An 18,262-nucleotide genomic window follows, 5' to 3' on the forward strand; every position below is an offset into this window, starting at 1 on the left:
GTTTCAAGCCCTTGTTACAGCGTTATGGCCCCGGTGGCCAGTGCATAGATGCCGATAATCGCCCCGATCACCGTGGCCGCAAACAGCAGCAGCTCGGGTTTGGTGAAAGTGGACAAGCCGCGTTCGCGCCGCGCAAAAATAAACATCAGGGTGCCCGGCGCAAACAGGATGCAGCCGAGCAGCACATATTCCAGGCCGCCGGCGAAAATCATGAACAGGGCGTACAGGGAGGCTATCAGAGCGAAGAAGAGTTCGCGGTTGCGCAGGCTGACCGGATCGCTGAGATAGGTCTCGCGGGTGAAGGCCAGCCTGAAGCCGTAGGCGGCCACCAGCAGATAGGGAATCAGCGTCATGGCACTGGTCATCTCCAGTGTCAGGTCGAACGCGTACTGGGCAAAAATCGTCAGTATCAGGAATATCTGCACCAGGATATTGGTGAGCCACAGCGCGATATGCGGTACGCCGTTTTTGTTCTCGCGGCCGAATACCCTGGGCACCAGCTCGTATTTGGAGGCGGTGAACAGGGCCTCCGCGCACAGCAGGGTCCAGGCAAGATAGGCGCCGAGCACGGAAACGATCAGCCCGATACTGATAAACACGGCGCCCCAGGTGCCGACCACCGCCTGCAGCACACCGGCCATCGACGGCTGGCGCAAATCTGCAATGTCCGGGCGCAGCATCACGCCGTAGGGCAGCAGCGTCACCAGAATCATCAGGCAGAGCACGCCGATAAAGCCCATCACCGTGGCCCAGCCCACATCCGCGCGGTTCTTGGCGTAGCGGGAGAAGACGCTGGCCCCCTCGACGCCGATAAACACAAATACGGTCACCAGCATGGTGCGGCGGACCTGGCCCATCACATCGCCGAAGTTGTAATCGCCCCCGCCCCAGAAACTCTCGGCGAACAGGTCTTTCTTGAATGCAAACGCGAGGATGATGATGAAAATGATGATCGGCACTATCTTGGCGATGGTCACCACTTTGTTGATGGCTGCGGCCTGCTTGACGCCGCGCAGGATCATAAAGTGGATCGACCAGAGAATGACAGACGAGATTGCCACGGCAGGGATGGTGTTGCCCTCGCCGAAGGCGGGCACCGCCGCGCCCAGCGTCGACTTGATCAGGATGAAATAGGTGGTGTTGCCGAGGCAGCTGCCGGCCCAGAAGCCGAAAGCGGCGATAAAGCCGAGGTAGTTGCCGAAGCCCTCTTTGGCGTAGGTGAAGATACCGGCGTCGAGGTCGGGCTTGCGCACGGCGAGGAACTGGAACACGAATGCCAGCATCAGCATACCGGTACCGGCAATGGCCCAGGCGATCAGGGCGCCGAAGGGTCCGGTGGCATTGCCGAAGGTGGCCGGCAGCGAAAATATGCCGGCGCCGACCATGGAGCCGACCACCATGCCCATCATGGTGGTGCGGGTGAGGTTGCGTTCGGCTTCAGCGGTCATCGCGATCCGTCTGCTTGACACTGTTTTGTTCAGTGTAGACGCGTCCCCTTATCTGTCTTTTTGTCCTTTCTTTTTCCGCAACTCCACCGGTGACCGCTGTCGATTGTGGCGTCGGCTTGCTCCTGGCGCTGATTCGCGCCAGTCGCACCATCTATATTTGTGACATGAGTTCCGACTTATTGGCCGTATGTTGTAAACGATGTTGAAACCCTTCCGTCTGAATTCGGCCATTGGCGCGGCAGTCCTGCTGGTGCTCGCGGCCTGCGGTGATCGCGGAGACGAGGCGTACGAGCCGCCACCGCCCCCGGTTGAGGTGTTGATCGTGCGGGAGCAGCCGGTAATTCCCCGTTTCGAATATGTCGGTCGCGTGCAGGCGACTGACGAATTGAATGTGCGGCCGCGGGTCGAGGGTAATATCCAGGGACGCTATTTCGAGGAGGGCAGTCTGGTCAAGCAGGGGGAACTGCTCTACGAGATAGATCCTCAGCCATTTGTGGCGACACTTGAAAACCGCCGCGCTGCCGAATCCCGCGCGCGGGCGGCACTGGACGTGGCGGAGCGCAACTACCGGCGAGGCCTTGGACTGGCGCCACGGGGGTTTATCAGCAAGTCGACCATGGACCAGCTGGAGGGGGATTTCGAGCAGGCGCAGGCCGGTCTGCAGGCGGCCTTGGCCGACGTGAACAGCGCCGAACTCAATCTCTCCTATACCAGGATCTACGCCCCGCTGACCGGGCGCATCGGCCGCTCCTCGTTTACGGAGGGCGCGCTGGTCGGCCCCCAGTCGGAGCCGCTGGCCACGATACTGAATACCGATCCGGTATGGCTGCTGTTTGAGGTGCCGGAGGACCGCATTTTTTCCGTCCAGGTCGAAGAGGCACAGCGCCGGTTGGAGGGACTGCCGCCGGGGCGGCGCGACATCCGCATCGAATTGCCAGACGGCACGCTCTACCCCTTTCCCGGTACCATCGCCTTTGTCGACAACAAGGTTAATCCGAATACCGGATCCGTGGCGGTGCGGGTGGAATTCCCCAATCCGAACCAGCTGCTGATCCAGGGCCAGTTTGCCCGGGTGTCGGTGCGCGTCTACGGCGGGCCGGAGCAGCTCCGGCCCCTGGTGCCCCAGTCGGCGGTGCTGGAGGACATGCAGGGGCGCTATGTGTTTGTGGTGGATGAAAACAATATTGCGCACCGCCGCTACCTGAAGCTGGGCCAGCGCGAGGGCGAACTCTGGGCGGTGGAGGAGGGACTGCAAGTCGGCGAGCCAGTGATCGTCAACGGTCTGCAGCGCGTGATCGCGGAACAGCCAGTGGCACCGCAAAGCTCGGCCCGCAACCCGTACGAAGAAGAGCTTAAGCGAAAGGCCGCGGAAGCCGAGATGCGGGAGTCCGGGGGCGCCGCGGACCAGCGCCGGGAAAGGCAGCGCCAAGAGGAACGTCGCCAGCAGGATATGCCGCCGGGCAGCAAATAGGGCACAGGGAGTTTAAATATTTGATCAGTGCATTTTTTATCCGGCGACCGCGCTTTGCTTTCGTCATTTCCATACTGATCACCCTGGCGGGACTTCTGTCGCTGCCACTTCTGCCTGTCGCCCAGTTTCCCGATATCACGCCGCCCACGGTCACCGCCACTGCACGCTTCGCGGGCGCCAGTGCGGAAGTCATGCGCGACAGTGTGGCAGTGCCCTTGGAGGGCGAAGTCAACGGCGTGGAGAACATGCTGTACATGGCTTCCTCCAGTGGCAACGACGGCAGTTACCGTCTCACGGTGACCTTCGAGACCGGCACCGACGACGACATTGCCCAGGTCAATGTGCAAAACCGCGTGCAACAGGCGACCCCTGGCCTGCCGGAAGAGGTGCGCCGCAATGGCGTTATTGTCCGCCAACAATCCAATACCATGCTGCTGGTGGTCAACCTCGTTTCCCCGGACGAAAAGTTTGACGAGTTGTTCCTGGCCAACTACGCGGAAATTTTTATCCGCGACGAGCTGGCCCGGGTGCCCGGGGTCAGCGACGTGGAAATCCTCGGTTCGCTGAATTACGCCATGCGTATCTGGCTGAATCCGGACCGAATGGCGTCACTGAACGTCACGGTGCAGGATGTCATCGCCGCTATCCGCGCACAGAACATGCAGGTGGCCGCCGGGCAGATTGGCTCGCCGCCGATCGCGAAGAGTCAGCAGTTCCAGTACAACATTCTCGCGCAGGGCCGCCTGGTCGACGCGACGGAATTCGAGGACATCAGCATTCGCTCCAATCCCGCCGGCGGCATGGTGCGAATGAGAGATATCGCCCGTGTGGAGCTGGGCAGCGAGTTTTACAGCGCCTACGGGCGGCTCGATGGCAAGCCTGCGGCGGTGATTGCGGTCTACCAGCTGCCGGATGCGAACGCACTCAGCGTCGCCGAGGGCATACGGGACCGCGTCGCCGTGCTGGCGGAGCGTTTCCCGCAGGGATTGGAAGCGGACATTCTGTACGACACCACCGATTTCGTCAGCGCCTCGATCCGGGAGGTGGTGGAGACACTGCTGATCGCCCTGGTGCTGGTGATACTGGTGGTCTTTGTGTTTCTGCAGGACGTGCGCTCCACCCTGATTCCCGCCATCGCCATACCCGTGTCGCTGATCGGCACCTTTGCGCTGATGCTGGCATTCGGCATGACCATCAATACCGTCACGCTGTTTGCGCTGATCCTCGCCATCGGCATCGTCGTTGACGACGCCATCATCGTGGTGGAGAACACCCAGCGACTGATGGCGGAGGGCCTGTCGCCGCGGGATGCGGCACTGAAGTCGATGGAGGAGGTCACCGGCCCGGTCATCGCCACGACGTTGGTACTGTTGGCGGTGTTCGTGCCGGTGATGCTGATGCCCGGGTTGACCGGGCGCATGTACCAGCAGTTCGCGATCACCATCAGCATGGCGGTGGTCATTTCTTCCATCAACGCCCTGACGCTGAGCCCGGCGCTCTGTGCCACCCTGCTGAAAAAGAGCGAAGGCGGGGACGTCGCCGGCATCAAGGAGAGCGGACCCTTCGGCTGGTTTAACAAGACGCTGCACAAACTCACCCATTCCTATATGGGCATGGTGCGATTCTGGGTGGCCCGCCCCTGGATGGGCCTGCTGTCGATCGCCGGCCTGGTGGCGCTGTGTTACTGGCTGTTTACCAGCGTGCCCACTGGGTTTATTCCCGACGAAGACCAGGGCTTCTTCCTGGTACATGTGCAGCTGGCCGAGGGCGCTTCGCTGACGCGCACCGGCCCGGTGGTGGAGCAGATCGCGGGCATGATGCAAGAGGAGGCGGAAATCGCGCACGTGATGGCGGTGCCGGGCTTCAACGTGCTGGCGCGCAATGTCAGCTCCAACGCGGCCTTTATGATCGGCATCCTGCATCCGTGGAAAGACCGGCCGGAACGGTCGCAGCACCAGATGGCGGTGATGCGGCGCGTGCAGCAGAAGGTGGCGGGCATACCGGAAGCCCGCGTCATGGTGTTTCCCACGCCGCCGCTGCCGGGTGTGGGTACCATCGGCGGCTTCGAATTTATCCTCACCGATCTGATGGGGCGCGATGCCGCGGAGCTGGCGGGTGTCATGTACGACGTGCTGGGCGAGGCGAACCAGCGGCCGGAAATCGCCCAGGCGTTTACCAGTTTCCAGGCCAGCACGCCCCAGCTGGAACTCGACGTCGACCGGGACAAGGCGCACACCCTCGGCGTACCACTGACCGATGTCTACGCCACGCTGCAGACGCAGCTCGGCGGCTTTTACGTCAACGACTTCAACCTGTTCGGCAAGGTCTTCCGGGTCATGGTGCAGGGGGACCAGCAGTTTCGTCGCGAGGAACAGGACCTGGCCGGCTTTTTCGTGCGCGCCAACAGCGGTGAACTGGTGCCGGTGACCTCGGTCACCGCAATCTCACCCACCGTGGCGCCGCAGACCATCGATCGCTACAACCTGTACAACAGCGTCACCATCAACGGCGCGCCGGCGCCGGGCTATTCCAGTGGCGAGGCCATGCAAGCCATGGAGGAAATCGCCGCGCGCCTGCCCGCCGGTTACAGCTATGAATGGACCGGCGCCAGTCTGCAGGAAATCACGTCCGGCAATGTGGCGCCGATCCTGTTTTCGCTCGCCATCGTGTTCGTGTACCTGTTCCTGGTCGCGCAATACGAGAGCTGGGTCATTCCGATCGCGGTCATGCTGTGCGTGCCGATTGCGATTGCCGGTGCGCTTTTGGTGAACTGGCTGATGGGCGCGGTCAACAATCTCTACACCCAGATCGGGCTGGTATTGCTGATCGGCATGGCGGCCAAGAGCGCCATCCTGATCGTCGAGTTCGCCTGCCTCGAGCGCGACGCAGGCAAGCCGGTCGCCGAGGCGGCGATCAGTGCAACGCAGCTGCGCTTTCGCGCGGTGCTGATGACGGCCCTGTCGTTCGTGCTGGGCGTGATTCCACTGCTGCTGGCCACCGGCGCCGGCGCCGCCAGTCGTATCTCCCTGGGCCTGGCGGTATTCGGCGGCATGACCGCCGCGGCCGTGTTTGCCACCTTGTTGGTGCCGGTCTATTACGCGCTGGTACAGTCCTTGCGTGAGAAAGTGAAGGGCGGCCACACGCCGACTTTTCGTGCGGAAGGGGCGCAGCCGGGCAGCGAGCGGGAAGGCGGATAAACCGGCGAGGCTGTCCCCAGTCCGAATTAGGACTGGCGCCTCAGGGGACTTGATAGTAGTTTGAGTAAAATATGAGGAAGTCGGGTGCAGAGGTGTAAATCGGGTTATATGTTGGCGCAAATTGAGGAAAAAATTTCCCGTCTGCGGGACCAGTTACAGGCGCAGGTGCCCACCGGGCCGGATCTGCACGGTCACGCCGCGGTGCTGCTCGCGCTGACCGATGAGCCAGACCCGAAAGTCATCCTCACCAAGCGATCCGCCAACCTGTCCACCCATTCCGGCGAGGTCTCGCTGCCCGGCGGCCGCTGGGACGCTACTGATCCATCGCTGGAGTTCACCGCACTGCGGGAAACCGAAGAGGAGATCGGGGTGCCCGCAGATCAGGTCCGCTTACTGGGGCCGCTGTGGCGGCGCACCACCCGCTGGCAGGTGCAGGTGACGCCCTGGCTCGGTGTCGTGGCGGCGGATGTGGCCGTGACGCCGAACCCGGGCGAACTGGACGCGGTGTTCCGTGTGCCCCTGTCTTTCTTTCTCGCCGACCCGCGCATCCGCACCGATCGCGTGACCATCGACAAGCGCCCCGTCTACCTGCCCGCCTACCAGTTCCGCGATTACGAGATCTGGGGCTTTACCGCCGGTGTGCTGACCGAGTTCCTGGTCAAGATACTCGGTGCCTCGATCGGTCACCGCGACGATGTGCCGCTGCGGGCGCTGAGCTAATCGGCAGGTCAGGCTCCCACCAGGCCGCGCTATAATTTCCGCCAGTGCCCGCAGGGTGCGCCGCGCGCATCTTCGACCTCGCTGCGCGCCCATCGACCCCGCCGGTGCGCAGGGCGCACCCCGCATAGCGCTGAACCCCGAGTCCCGGCATGTATAATTCCCGCCGGAGACCTCCGAGATTTACCATGCCCAGACCCAAATCCGCCGTTGCCCTGGACGAAGTGCACTGGGGCGCACTGAAAACGCTGTTCCCCTACTTGCTCGAATTCCGGCGCGCCGTCGCACTCGCGCTGTTGTGCCTGGTCGGCGCCAAGGTCGCCGGCGTGGGCTTGCCGTTTATCCTCAAGCATATCGTCGACGATCTGGACGCCGCGGGCGGCGCGGCCCAGGCCATGGCGCTGCCGCTGGGCCTGCTGCTCGCCTACGGCGCGGTGCGTTTCGCCAGCACACTGTTCGGCGAGTTGCGCGACACGATATTCGGCCGGGTGACCGAGCGCGCCCAGCGCCGTGTGGGCCTGGAGGTGTTCCAACACCTGCACAAGCTGGATATGGACTTCCACCTGAACCGCCGCACCGGCGGCCTGTCGCGGGATATCGAGCGCGGCAATGCCGGCATCGGCTTCCTGATGCGCTTTATGGTGTTCAACATAGTGCCGACGCTGGTGGAAATCGCGATGGTCGCCGGACTACTGTGGTGGAATTACAGTGCGGCATTTGCCGCGCTGGTGCTCGGTGCAGTGGTCGTCTACATCGGCTTTTCCGTCGTCGCCACCGAGTGGCGCACGCGCTTTGTGCGCGAGCTGAACCAGGCGGAATCGGAGAGCAGCAGCCGTGCGGTGGACAGCTTGCTGAACTACGAGACCGTGAAGTATTTCGGCAACGAGCAGCACGAGGCCGGCCATTACGATCGCGAACTGGCGGTGTGGGAGCAGGCGCGGCGCAAGAACCGGCTGTCGCTGTTCGGGCTCAACGCCGGGCAGGCACTGATCATCGCCATTGCCATGTGCGGTGCCATGATTCTGGCAGCGTTCAATGTCACCAGGGGGCAGATGACGATCGGCGACTTTGTGCTGATCAACGCCTTTATGATGCAGATCTTTATCCCGCTGAATTTCCTCGGCTTCGTCTACCGGGAAATGAAGGGCGCGCTGGCGAATATCGAGAAGATGTTTTCGCTGCTGACGGTGCAGCCGGCGGTGCAGGATGCGGACGACGCCGCGGCGCTGGATATCAGAGAAGGGCGCATCGAGTTTGACGATGTGCACTTCGCCTACCGCCAGAACCGGGAAATTCTCCGGGGTATCAGCTTCGCGGTAGAACCGCGACAGAAGGTCGCCATTGTCGGCGCCAGTGGCGCGGGCAAGTCCACGCTGTTCAAGCTGCTGTTCCGCTTCTACGACGTCACCGCCGGCCGCATTCTGATCGACGGCCAGGACATCCGTTCCGTCAGCCAGGAATCCCTGCGCGGCGCCATCGGCGTGGTGCCCCAGGATGCGGTGCTGTTCAATCAGTCGATTCTGGAAAATGTCCGCTACGGCCGCGTGGACGCCAGCGACGAAGCCGTCATGGAGGCGATTCGCCACGCGCAGTTACACGAGTTCGTGCAGCAGCTGCCGGAGGGTGTGCAAACCCTGGTCGGTGAGCGCGGCCTAAAGCTGTCCGGCGGTGAAAAGCAGCGGGTTGCCATTGCCCGCGCCCTGCTCAAGCGGCCGCCGATCATGGTGTTCGACGAGGCCACCTCGTCTCTCGACAGCAAATCCGAACAGGGGATCCTGGCATCCCTGCGGGAAATCGCCCGCGAGCAAACCACGCTGGTGATCGCGCACCGCCTGTCGACAGTAGTGGACGCCGATGTGATCCTGGTAATGGAGCAGGGGCGTATCGTGGAACAGGGCGCCCACACTGAGCTGCTGGCGGAGAATGGTCATTACGCGACGCTCTGGCGCCTGCAGCAGCAGGAGCGCCGCCCGGAAACGACCGTGTAGGGATGGAACTTGTGTTCGCCCGCGCGGGCGTGCGCTTCGCAAGCCGAGCCGGAGCCTTAAGCCAGGGTAGACGGCTCGGCGCTCCCAGCGCCTTGATAATTGCGCGCAGCCAGACTAATGTGGCGCCGGACAAAAGATAACGATAGGCAGAACCTCCTATGACGATCCCTATGCTATCGCCGTTGAAATCGGCAAAGATCATCGCCGCGCTGCTGGCGCTGGCCCTGGTGAGCGCCTGCGCTCCCCGCGACAAGCAGGAAGAAAAAACCGCACAGGCCGAGGCCGAGGCGCAGATCGTGGAGTCGGAAACCGTCCCTGCGCCGGCGGATCAGCCGGTGGAAGACGCCGACACGCGCTTCGATATCTACGTGCCGGTAGAGCTGAATGCGGACCTGAGCGATCTCTCCGATGACCAACGCCAGATGATCGGCCTGCTGATCGATGCCAGCCAGATCATGGATCGCCTGTTCTGGCTGCAGTCCTACGGCCCCGCGGAAGAGCTGCTGGGGAGTATCGATGACAACCGCAAGCGCGAATTCGCCAAGATCAACTACGGCCCCTGGGATCGCCTGAACGACAACAAGCCGTTTGTCGAAGGCTACGGCCCCAAGCCGCTCGGCGCGAACTTCTATCCGGCGGATATGACCAAGGCCGAGTTCGAAGCATGGAACCAGCCGGGTAAGGACGGTCTCTATTCGCTGGTGCGCCGCAACGACAAAGGCGAGCTGGAGCTGATCCGATACAGCGAGGCCTACAAGACCGACCTGACCCGCGCTGCCGAGATCCTGCGCGAGGCCGCAGCGCTGGCCGAGGACGAGGAGTTTGGCGGCTACCTGCGCATGCGCGCGGACGCCCTGGTCAGCGATGATTTCCGTCCGAGCGACATGGCCTGGATGGACATGAAGAACAACGAAATCGACGTGGTTATCGGCCCGATCGAAAACTACGAAGACCAGCTGTTTGCCTACCGCACCGCCTACGAGGCCTATGTGCTGCTGAAGGACAAGGAGTGGAGCGAAAAACTGGCCAAGTTCGCCGCCTTCCTGCCGGAGCTGCAGAAGGGCCTGCCGGTCGACGAAAAATACAAGGCGGAGACGCCGGGCACCGACTCGGATCTGAACGCCTACGATGTGCTCTACTACGCGGGCCACAGCAACGCCGGCTCCAAGACCATCGCCATCAACCTGCCGAACGACGAGGAAGTGCAGCTGGCCAAGGGCACCCGCCGCCTGCAGCTGAAGAATGCGATGCGCGCGAAGTTCGACAAGATCCTGGTGCCGATCAGCGAAGTGCTGATCGCCGAGGACCAGCGCAAGCACATCACCTTCCCGGCCTTCTTCGCCAACACCATGTTCCACGAAGTGGCGCACGGCCTGGGCATCAAGAAGACCGTGACCGATGGCAGCAACGTCCGCCAGGCACTGAAGGAAACCTCCTCCGCACTGGAAGAGGGCAAGGCGGACATCCTCGGCCTGTACATGGTCACCCGTCTGCATGAGAAGGGCGAGATCGAAGAGGGCGAGCTGATGGACAACTACGTCACCTTCCTCGCCAGCATCTTCCGCAGCGTGCGCTTCGGCGCCGCCAGCGCCCACGGCAAGGCGAACATGATGCGCTTCAACTTCTTCAAGGAGCAGGGTGCCTTCACCCGCGATCCGGCAAGCGGCCAGTACCGCGTGAACTTCGAGAAGATGCAAAAAGCCATGGCTGAGCTGTCGAAGCTGATCCTGACTATCCAGGGCGACGGCGACTACGCCAGGGCGAAGGAACTGCTGGAAGGCAAGGGCGTGATCGGTGCCGAACTGCAGGCCGACCTGGATCGCCTGGCGGAAGCGGATATTCCGGTGGATGTGACCTTTATTCAGGGCAAGGAAGTGCTGGGATTGAAATAGTCCGGCGAATACCTTTCAAACCCTAAAGAACCCGGCCCAGGCCGGGTTTTTTTATCCGGTGCTTGCACTTTTGACTCAAGTGTTTGCCGTGGGGTAAGTGATTTATAAATTGCGTTAGATCGCAATGTGCTCATCCACCGAGGGCCGGACTGGGACAGGATATTTTCCCGCGGCCAGAGTGACCGCCAAAAGAAAGCCCCGGCTTTTGGCCGGGGCTGGCTTATCGCGTCACTTCCCAATGTTAACGCGGTATCAGACAGGGCATATACACATCCAGCTGGTTTACTTCCGTCGGCAGACTGCCCAGACTCAGACGGACGCTGTTGAATTCCTGCGTCGAGTTAAGTTGCAGCAGCCGGAGTCTCGGTGCGCCGTCAGGGTTGAAGAGTGCTAGTGATTTTCCTGTCGCGCTGTCGCCGGTGGGACTGCCGTTCAGGAGGGTACTGACAGTGATGGTGTCCAGCATTTCCTCATCGAGCGGCGATGAAGATGAAGCCGACCCCACCAGGAATGCGATCCAGTAACTGCCGTTTGCGATCGAGTTCCTGTTGACGTCGATGTAGGCGTTGCCGCCTGCGTCCATTGCCACCTGGATGCGCGCGGCGTTGCCGAACTTGCCGTCGATCAGCCGTTCAACGCCTATGACGTCGCAGCCGGTGCAGGGTTCAACGATCCCGTCATCCACCTGGATGTCAGGGGACAGTAAGCAACTGAAACCGTTACCGTAGTCGCAGGCATCGCCGATGCCGTCGCCGTCGCTGTCCTCCTGATCCGGGTTCCCTGTCTGCGGGCAATTGTCGGTTTCGTTGGCTACTCCGTCATTGTCCAGGTCCGGATCGCAGGCATCGCCTATGCCGTCGAGGTCCGAATCCGCCTGATCCGGGTTAGGGATGGTCGGGCAGTTGTCGTTTTTGGCATAGCCGTCGCCATCCTGATCCGGGTCACAGGCATCGCCGATACCGTCGCCGTCGCTGTCCTCCTGGCCGCTGTTCGGTGTCAGCGGGCAGTTGTCGACGTCGTCGTTGACTCCGTCGCCATCCAGGTTTTCGTCACAGGCATCGCCGATGCCATCCTCGTCCGTGTCGAGCTGATCGGCATTGGCGGTCATCGGGCAGTTGTCGTCGTCGTTGAAATCGCCGTCGCCATCCGCGTCATCATCACAGCGGTCGCCAAGGCCATCTCTGTCCAGATCTGCCTGGTCCGGATTTTCAACGTTTTGGCAGTTGTCTTCGCCGTTGTCGATGCCGTCCCCGTCGCTGTCTCCTTGATCGCACGCGTTGGTGGGATCCAGCGGGCAGTCATCACCCTCGTCGGGAATTTCGTCGCCGTCGCGGTCGTCGTCGCAGGCATCGCCCAGTTCATCCTGGTCCGTATTTTCCTGACCCGCATTTGGGTCGAGAGGGCAGTTGTCGTCACCGTCGCCGATACCGTCATTGTCGTCATCATCGTCACAGGCGTCGCCGGTGCCGTCGCCGTCGCTATCCTGCTGATCGCGGTTGGTCACCAGTGGGCAGTTGTCGGTGTCGTCCTCGACGCCGTCGTCGTCGCTGTCGGTCAGATCGTCGCAGGCATCGCCGATGCCGTCGCCGTCCGTGTCCTGTTGCGAGGAATTGGGATGGGACGGGCAGTTGTCTTCGTCATTGCCAACACCGTCATCGTCACTGTCGATCAGGTCGTCGCAGGCATCGCCGATACCGTCGCCGTCGACGTCCTTCTGGTCGGGGTTATTGATCAGTTTACAGTTGTCGCCGTCGTTGTCGACGCCATCGCCGTCGCGGTCGCCATCGCAGGCGTCGCCGATACCGTCGTCGTCTTGGTCCGCCTGGTCGCTATTGGCTGTCTGTGGGCAGTTGTCGCTGCCGTCGCCAGTACCGTCCCCATCGTCATCGCTGTCACAGGCGTCACCCTGTCCATCGGTGTCGGTATCCGTCTGGTCGGAATTGGCGTCAGTGGGGCAGTTGTCGTCGCCATCGTCGACACCGTCTTCATCGGTGTCACTGTCCGTGTCGCAGGCGTCGCCGATACCATCTTTGTCCTGATCGGCCTGATCCGGGTTGGCGATATCCGGGCAATTATCGAGACTGTCAGTGATGCCGTCGCCGTCGCGGTCGTTATCGCAGGCATCGCCGATACCATCGCCGTCAATATCCGATTGCTCATGGTTGGCAATCAACTGGCAATTATCCTGGTCATTGCCGACATCATCGCCGTCCATGTCGGCATCGCAGGCGTCACCGACGGTGTCGCTGTCCGTGTCGGCCTGGTCGGCGTTGGCGGCCTCTGGACAGTTGTCACCGCTGTCGGTGACGCCATCGCTATCGGTATCGACAACGGTAGCGGTGGTCGCTTGTGCTGTTGCTGTGCTGAATTTTCTGCCCTTCTTGGTATCCGCGCTGCAGGCGGTCAAGGTAAGGACCATGGCGCTGAACAATACGAGGAGTAAACGACGCATGAATGGACTCTCCGGAACAAATTTCCTTTTTGTTATCTGCCAGAGCAGCGAGGTGTGCTTGTGCATATCAAGCAGACGGAAGTGCAGCGGTTTTTTTTATGCGCTGTACTTCCACCACCTACTTCCCTGTAGGACCGGCCCGGTTGCCGCTATCGGGTTTTATTGAACGCCCGTTAGTTGCGGCCCAGGGTGCCGGACGCTTTTATACTTCTTTACAGACTGAGTTCTAATGCAAAATGTGACTTGTGGCTAAATATTGGCGTGGGATTGGTCAAGTAATAGATTGGCAGGCGTACTGGACAACACGCAATGGCATGCGGTTCAACGGATCAGGGCGCGGGTGAACCGAAAATCTGGACGGCCAATTGCGCCGGCATTTCCACACAATATCCACGAGGAACAGCGCCGTGGCGCAGAGTCAGTTCTGTTGCACAGATATATTGCGGGTGGAGTTCGTTGTCGGACGGGGCGCTGTTCCCGAGAGGACCTGGGCGCCGAAGGCCGATTGCCGAGAGAATGCCGACTGTTATAGGTCTCAGATGGCGCCGCGCAGAGCGGCCTTGACTGCACGGAAGCCACCGGGCTTTTCTAATGTGGTGCGATACAGGCCTGGTAGACATCCAGCTGATTTACCAGGGTATCCAGGGCACCGAGGCCAATCTGGACTTCGTTGAATTCCAGCTCGGTGGCGATGGCCAGCAGTCTGCGCTGTCCACCGTCCTGCAGTCCGAATTGCAGCAGATTCGCGCCACCTGCACTCTCCGCCAGCTGGCCATTCAGCAGCGTGGAAATCGTAATACTCTGCAGTGACAGCTGGCCCAGCGGTGATTGTGGGTTCTCTACGATGAACCCGGCTCTGAGGGTGCCACTGTAGATTGTGTCGGTATCGGTGACACGGACATAAGTGCTGTTCCCGTTGCCGAGAGGTGTTGACATCTGCGCGGCATTGGTCGGGATATTATCGACCACCTTGTCTTCGTCGGTGACCGTGCAAAGCGGGCAATCTGTGCTGTTGTTATTGCTGCTGACGATGGCCTGCGGCTGAACAATCGGCACAAACAGGCCGCCGGGTTCGCACGTCACAATGTTTCTGTCGCAGGCATCCCCGAAACCGTCACCATCCTCATCTCCCTGTTCAGGGTTATGCGTGGAGGGGCAGTTGTCACCGACGTCGGCGACGCCGTCGCTATCGATGTCGCCGTGACAGACGTCGCCGATGCCGTTACCGTCGGTATCGCGCTGGTCCGGATTGGGCTTCAGCGGGCAGTTGTCCATCTCATTGACGATGCCGTCTCCATCCAGGTCGCCGTCACAGACGTCGCCGACACCGTTGTTGTCCCAATCGGACTGATCCGGATTGCGTGCGAATTGACAGTTGTCGAACCCGTCCTCGACACCGTCGCCATCGTCGTCATTATCACAAAAGTTGCCGGCACCGTCGCTGTCCGTATCGTCCTGCAGGGGATTGGGAATTTCCGGGCAGTTATCCCTCTCGTCTTCGATACCGTCTTTATCGGCGTCGTTACCGCAGGCATCGCCGAGTCCGTCGCCATTGCTGTCGGCCTGCTCGCTGTTTGGCTGGAGTGGGCAGTTGTCCTGTGCATCCTCGATGCCGTCGCCGTCGTCGTCGCTGTCGCAGACATCGCCGATATGGTCTGAGTCCAGGTCGAGCTGTTCCGGATTCGGCTGGTCGGGGCAATTGTCCAAGTGCTCGTCCACGCCGTCTGCGTCTGCATCGTCGCTCGGCTCGCAGGCATCTCCGGCACCGCTGTTGTCGGAATCCGCCTGATCAGGGTTCGCAACCCTCGGGCAGTTGTCCAGGGAATCGGTCACTTCGTCGCCGTCGATGTCGTTGTCGCTGACATCGCCTTCGCCGTCGCCATCGCTGTCAGTTTGCTCGTGGTTGGCCGCCAGCGGCGCGTTGTCCTGACTGTTGGCAATATCGTCACCGTCCACGTCTTCGTCGCAGCTGTCCCCGGAGCCATCGTTGTCCTGGTCGGCCTGTTCTGCATTGGCGTCGCTTGGGCAATTGTCTTCGCCATTGACGACACCGTCGCTGTCTTCATCACCAGCGGGATCGTCATCGGAAGTGTTCGAATTGTTGGTCGGGTCTTCGTCGATGTTGCGGCTGTTCCGATTGTTATCCGAGCCGCAGCCGACATTAAGCGCCAGTAGCGCAACCAGGAGCACGATAAAGAGACGATTCATACTTTATATCCAGATGGTGCAACGCTAGTTGGAGGCATCGCGCCATCAAAATTTTTATTGCGTAACACTTCGGGAGCTGAGGCGGAAATCAGTGATGCCGGTATTTTCCAGCGCACTGCGATGAGTAGTTTTCCGCTAATGGCCGCTGTCCAGAACGTTTAATTCTTGAAATTAGTTCTGGATAAGAAATCTTTTAGTAGTGACTGTCCGCGTTGTCGAAAAACTAGACGGAAAAGTTTGCGCTTTGTGGAGGAATTTTCAGCGGGGAGCGCGACCTTTTAGCCAGGGCGTTGCGCAGTTGGAAATATCCAGTCAGGCAAACACCGGATCGACACTGACCGATCCAGATGGAAGGGGGGCTGTTCCGGCGAACACTTTCCCCGAAGATGCCGGCGGCGAATCCGATCGAATCCGGCGTGGCTAGACGTCCCTGTCTCGCCATGTCAGATCTCCGACTCCGCAAGTGGAAACCGAGGTCCATCTCGGTACGAATGCTGAGGTTCGCTATTAAGGTGTAGGCGACTCCCGGGCCCGCGTCTAACCAACTGGCGCCGGAACTTCTGACTTTATTGCGCACCGCGGTGCTGCCCCCTAAGTCGGCGTGCGCAGGCCCTGGAGGGGGTGGGGCGATCGGTGCGGAGAGGAAACTTGTCAGTTCCGAATATGACTAGTATGGAGCGGCGCCTGCGCCTAAACTGGCCGCCAGAGAGAGGAGGATCACGTGCAGCTCGACCCGGCAATCTGTTCCAGCGCGCGCCTGGCGCGCGACCGGCGCTTCGACGGCCGTTTCTTTACCGCGGTGAAGACCACCGGCATTTTCTGCCGCCCCATCTGCCCCGCGCGACCGCCGCTCGAGCGCAACGTCACTTACTTTGCCACCGCGGCGGAAGCGGCGAATGCCGGTTTCCGCCCCTGCCTGCGCTGCCGGCCGGATTCGGCGCCGGGCAGCCCGGCCTGGGGGCTGGTGTCCACCACGGTACAGCGCGCGCTGAAGCTGATGCGCAGCGAGCGCGAGGTGCAGTCCGTGGAGGTGCTGGCGGAGCGCCTCGGCGTCAGCAGCCGCTACTTGCGGCGTCTGTTCGCGGAATACCTGGGTGTCAGCCCGCTGGCGGTGTGGCAGGCGGAGCGCGCGCTGTTTGCGTTCCGGCTGTTGCGCGACACCGCGTTGCCGATCGGCGATATCGCGTTCGAGGCGGGCTTCAACAGCCTGCGCCGCTTTAACAGCGTGTTCAAACAGATCTACCGGCGCACGCCGTCGGAAGTGCGCCGCGAGCGGGTGGCCGGCGAGGCCCCGGGCGCGAAGGGCGCGACGGTCCGCCTGTATCTCGATTACCGGCCGCCGCTGGACTGGCCGCAGCTGCTGGCATTCTTCAGTGCCCGCGCGCTCGCGGGAGTGGAGCAGGTGGACGGCGAGGTCTATCGGCGCAGCATCGCCCTGGAGCAGTTTCGCGGCGTGCTCGAGGTGCGCCATCAGCCGGACAGACACCGCCTGGAAGTGAAAGTCAGCGGTGAGGGCAGTGGTGCAGTGCTGTACCTGGTCAACCAGCGGTTGCGACGCCTGTTCGATCTGGATGCGGACACGGACGAAATTGCCGCAGTACTGTCCCGGGACCCGCTGTTGGCGGCACAGCTCGCGCGCTCGCCGGGCCTGCGCCTGCCGGGCGCCTGGGATCCGTTCGAGTACGCGCTGCGCGCGATTCTCGGCCAGCAAATCTCTGTCGCGGCTGCCACCACCATTGCCGGGCGTCTGGTGGCCCGCTACGGCGATTCGTTTATCGACAACGACGGCTGCGAGCAGTGGTTGTTCCCGACCGCGCCGCAGCTGGCAGATGCGCAGTTTGACGGTCTGGGCCTGACCCGGGCGCGGGCGCAGACACTGCGGGCGTTCGTCGCCGCGACGCTCGATGGGCGGGTGAACTTCGCCGAACCGGAACTGGGCGAGTGGTGTAAGCAGGTGACCGCGCTGCCGGGCATCGGCGACTGGACCGCGCATTACATCGCCATGCGCGGTCTGTCCATGCCCGACGCCTTTCCGGCCTCGGACCTGGGCATATTGCAGGCCCTGGGAAGCGAGGCGGAGAAAGGTGGCGACGGCGAAAAGGCAAAACCGAAACAGGCCCTGGCGAGGGCCGAAAACTGGCGCCCCTGGCGGGCCTACGGCGCACTGCTGTTGTGGCAGTCGCTGGCTGCCACCAGGAATACGGGAGAAGCACAATGACCAATTACGAGATCTATCCCACCGGCTTTGGCGATGTCGGTATCGCGGCCGACGAGCGGGGGCTGGTTGCGCTGGAATTTCACAGTGGTGATCGCCCGCTGCGCCTGGAACCGGACTGGCAGCGCGGTTCCACGGCGCTGACCGATGCGGCCGCCCGGCAGCTGGAGGAGTATTTCGCCGGCGCGCGCCGGGACTTCGACCTGCCGCTGAACCCGCGTGGCACCGAGTTCCAGCGCCGGGTCTGGGATGCACTGCTGCGCATCCCCTACGGAGAGACCCGCAGCTACCGCCAGCAGGCCGGGTCGCTCGGCAACCTGAAGGCGATTCGCGCGGTGGCGCGGGCCAACGGCGCCAACCGTATCGCGGTAGTGATCCCCTGCCACCGGGTGATCGGCGCCGACGGCACCCTGACCGGCTATGCCGGCGGCTTGGACATGAAGGCCCGCCTGCTGACCCTGGAGGGCGCCCGCTTCGTACAACAGGCGGAACTGCTGTAGCCGGGACAAATGGGCAGGGCCGAAGGCGCCGCGAACACCTGGAGCGGCCGGAACAGCCGATTTGGACGCCGAAGGCGCCCGAAGGGCGAGCGCCTGGGATGGCGCGGGTCAACCGAGCCGTAAGCTCGAAGCGCTGAAGGCTCCAGCTCGGCAAGCGGGCCGCAGATCAGCCGG

10 protein-coding genes are annotated in these 18,262 nt (G+C 62.0%); 7 read left to right on the forward strand and 3 right to left on the reverse strand.

Features of this window, described 5'->3' with window-relative positions; all coding sequences use genetic code 11:
* Nucleotides 1-14: 14 nt before the first annotated feature.
* Nucleotides 15-1,448, reverse strand: coding sequence for a basic amino acid/polyamine antiporter (locus RRF64_RS17525; RefSeq protein WP_323847227.1), 1,434 nt, complete (start codon nucleotides 1,446-1,448; stop codon nucleotides 15-17).
* 199 nt (nucleotides 1,449-1,647) lie between these two features.
* On the opposite strand from RRF64_RS17525, the gene RRF64_RS17530 reads away from it, so the two are divergent.
* From RRF64_RS17530 to RRF64_RS17550, 5 genes are all read left to right on the forward strand, one after another.
* Nucleotides 1,648-2,919, forward strand: coding sequence for an efflux RND transporter periplasmic adaptor subunit (locus RRF64_RS17530; protein ID WP_323847228.1), 1,272 nt, complete (start codon nucleotides 1,648-1,650; stop codon nucleotides 2,917-2,919).
* Nucleotides 2,920-2,939: 20 nt separating this feature from the next.
* Nucleotides 2,940-6,116 carry an efflux RND transporter permease subunit gene (locus RRF64_RS17535; RefSeq protein WP_323847229.1) on the forward strand — a complete coding sequence of 1,059 codons (3,177 nt, stop codon included), beginning with the start codon at nucleotides 2,940-2,942 and terminating at the stop codon, nucleotides 6,114-6,116.
* 108 nt (nucleotides 6,117-6,224) lie between these two features.
* A complete protein-coding gene (locus RRF64_RS17540; protein WP_323847230.1) occupies nucleotides 6,225-6,836 on the forward strand; it encodes an NUDIX hydrolase in 612 nt (203 codons plus the stop codon).
* A gap of 185 nt (nucleotides 6,837-7,021) precedes the next feature.
* Nucleotides 7,022-8,821: an ABCB family ABC transporter ATP-binding protein/permease gene (locus tag RRF64_RS17545; protein WP_323847231.1), complete on the forward strand. Its 1,800-nt coding sequence runs from the start codon at nucleotides 7,022-7,024 to the stop codon at nucleotides 8,819-8,821.
* A gap of 158 nt (nucleotides 8,822-8,979) precedes the next feature.
* Nucleotides 8,980-10,713 (forward strand): dipeptidyl-peptidase 3 family protein, encoded by a 1,734-nt coding sequence (locus tag RRF64_RS17550; RefSeq protein ID WP_323847232.1) that lies wholly within the window; start codon nucleotides 8,980-8,982, stop codon nucleotides 10,711-10,713.
* A 241-nt stretch (nucleotides 10,714-10,954) separates the two neighbouring features.
* Here the strand turns inward: RRF64_RS17550 and RRF64_RS17555 are convergent, their stop codons facing one another.
* Both RRF64_RS17555 and RRF64_RS17560 read right to left on the reverse strand, forming a co-directional pair.
* On the reverse strand, nucleotides 10,955-13,165 hold the full coding sequence (locus tag RRF64_RS17555; RefSeq protein ID WP_323847233.1) for a thrombospondin type 3 repeat-containing protein: 2,211 nt from the start codon (nucleotides 13,163-13,165) through the stop codon (nucleotides 10,955-10,957).
* 588 nt (nucleotides 13,166-13,753) lie between these two features.
* A complete protein-coding gene (locus tag RRF64_RS17560) occupies nucleotides 13,754-15,373 on the reverse strand; it encodes a thrombospondin type 3 repeat-containing protein (RefSeq protein WP_323847234.1) in 1,620 nt (539 codons plus the stop codon).
* A gap of 721 nt (nucleotides 15,374-16,094) precedes the next feature.
* Here RRF64_RS17560 and RRF64_RS17565 point away from each other — a divergent pair.
* Both RRF64_RS17565 and RRF64_RS17570 read left to right on the forward strand, forming a co-directional pair.
* A complete protein-coding gene (locus RRF64_RS17565) occupies nucleotides 16,095-17,591 on the forward strand; it encodes an AlkA N-terminal domain-containing protein (protein WP_323847235.1) in 1,497 nt (498 codons plus the stop codon).
* Nucleotides 17,588-18,088, forward strand: a complete 501-nt coding sequence (locus tag RRF64_RS17570) for a methylated-DNA--[protein]-cysteine S-methyltransferase (RefSeq protein WP_323847236.1) — start codon at nucleotides 17,588-17,590, stop codon at nucleotides 18,086-18,088. The genes RRF64_RS17565 and RRF64_RS17570 overlap by 4 nt, the downstream gene beginning before the upstream one ends.
* Nucleotides 18,089-18,262: the final 174 nt, after the last annotated feature.

It is taken from the genome of Microbulbifer magnicolonia, assembly GCF_035117725.1.
Lineage (GTDB): Bacteria > Pseudomonadota > Gammaproteobacteria > Pseudomonadales > Cellvibrionaceae > Microbulbifer > Microbulbifer magnicolonia.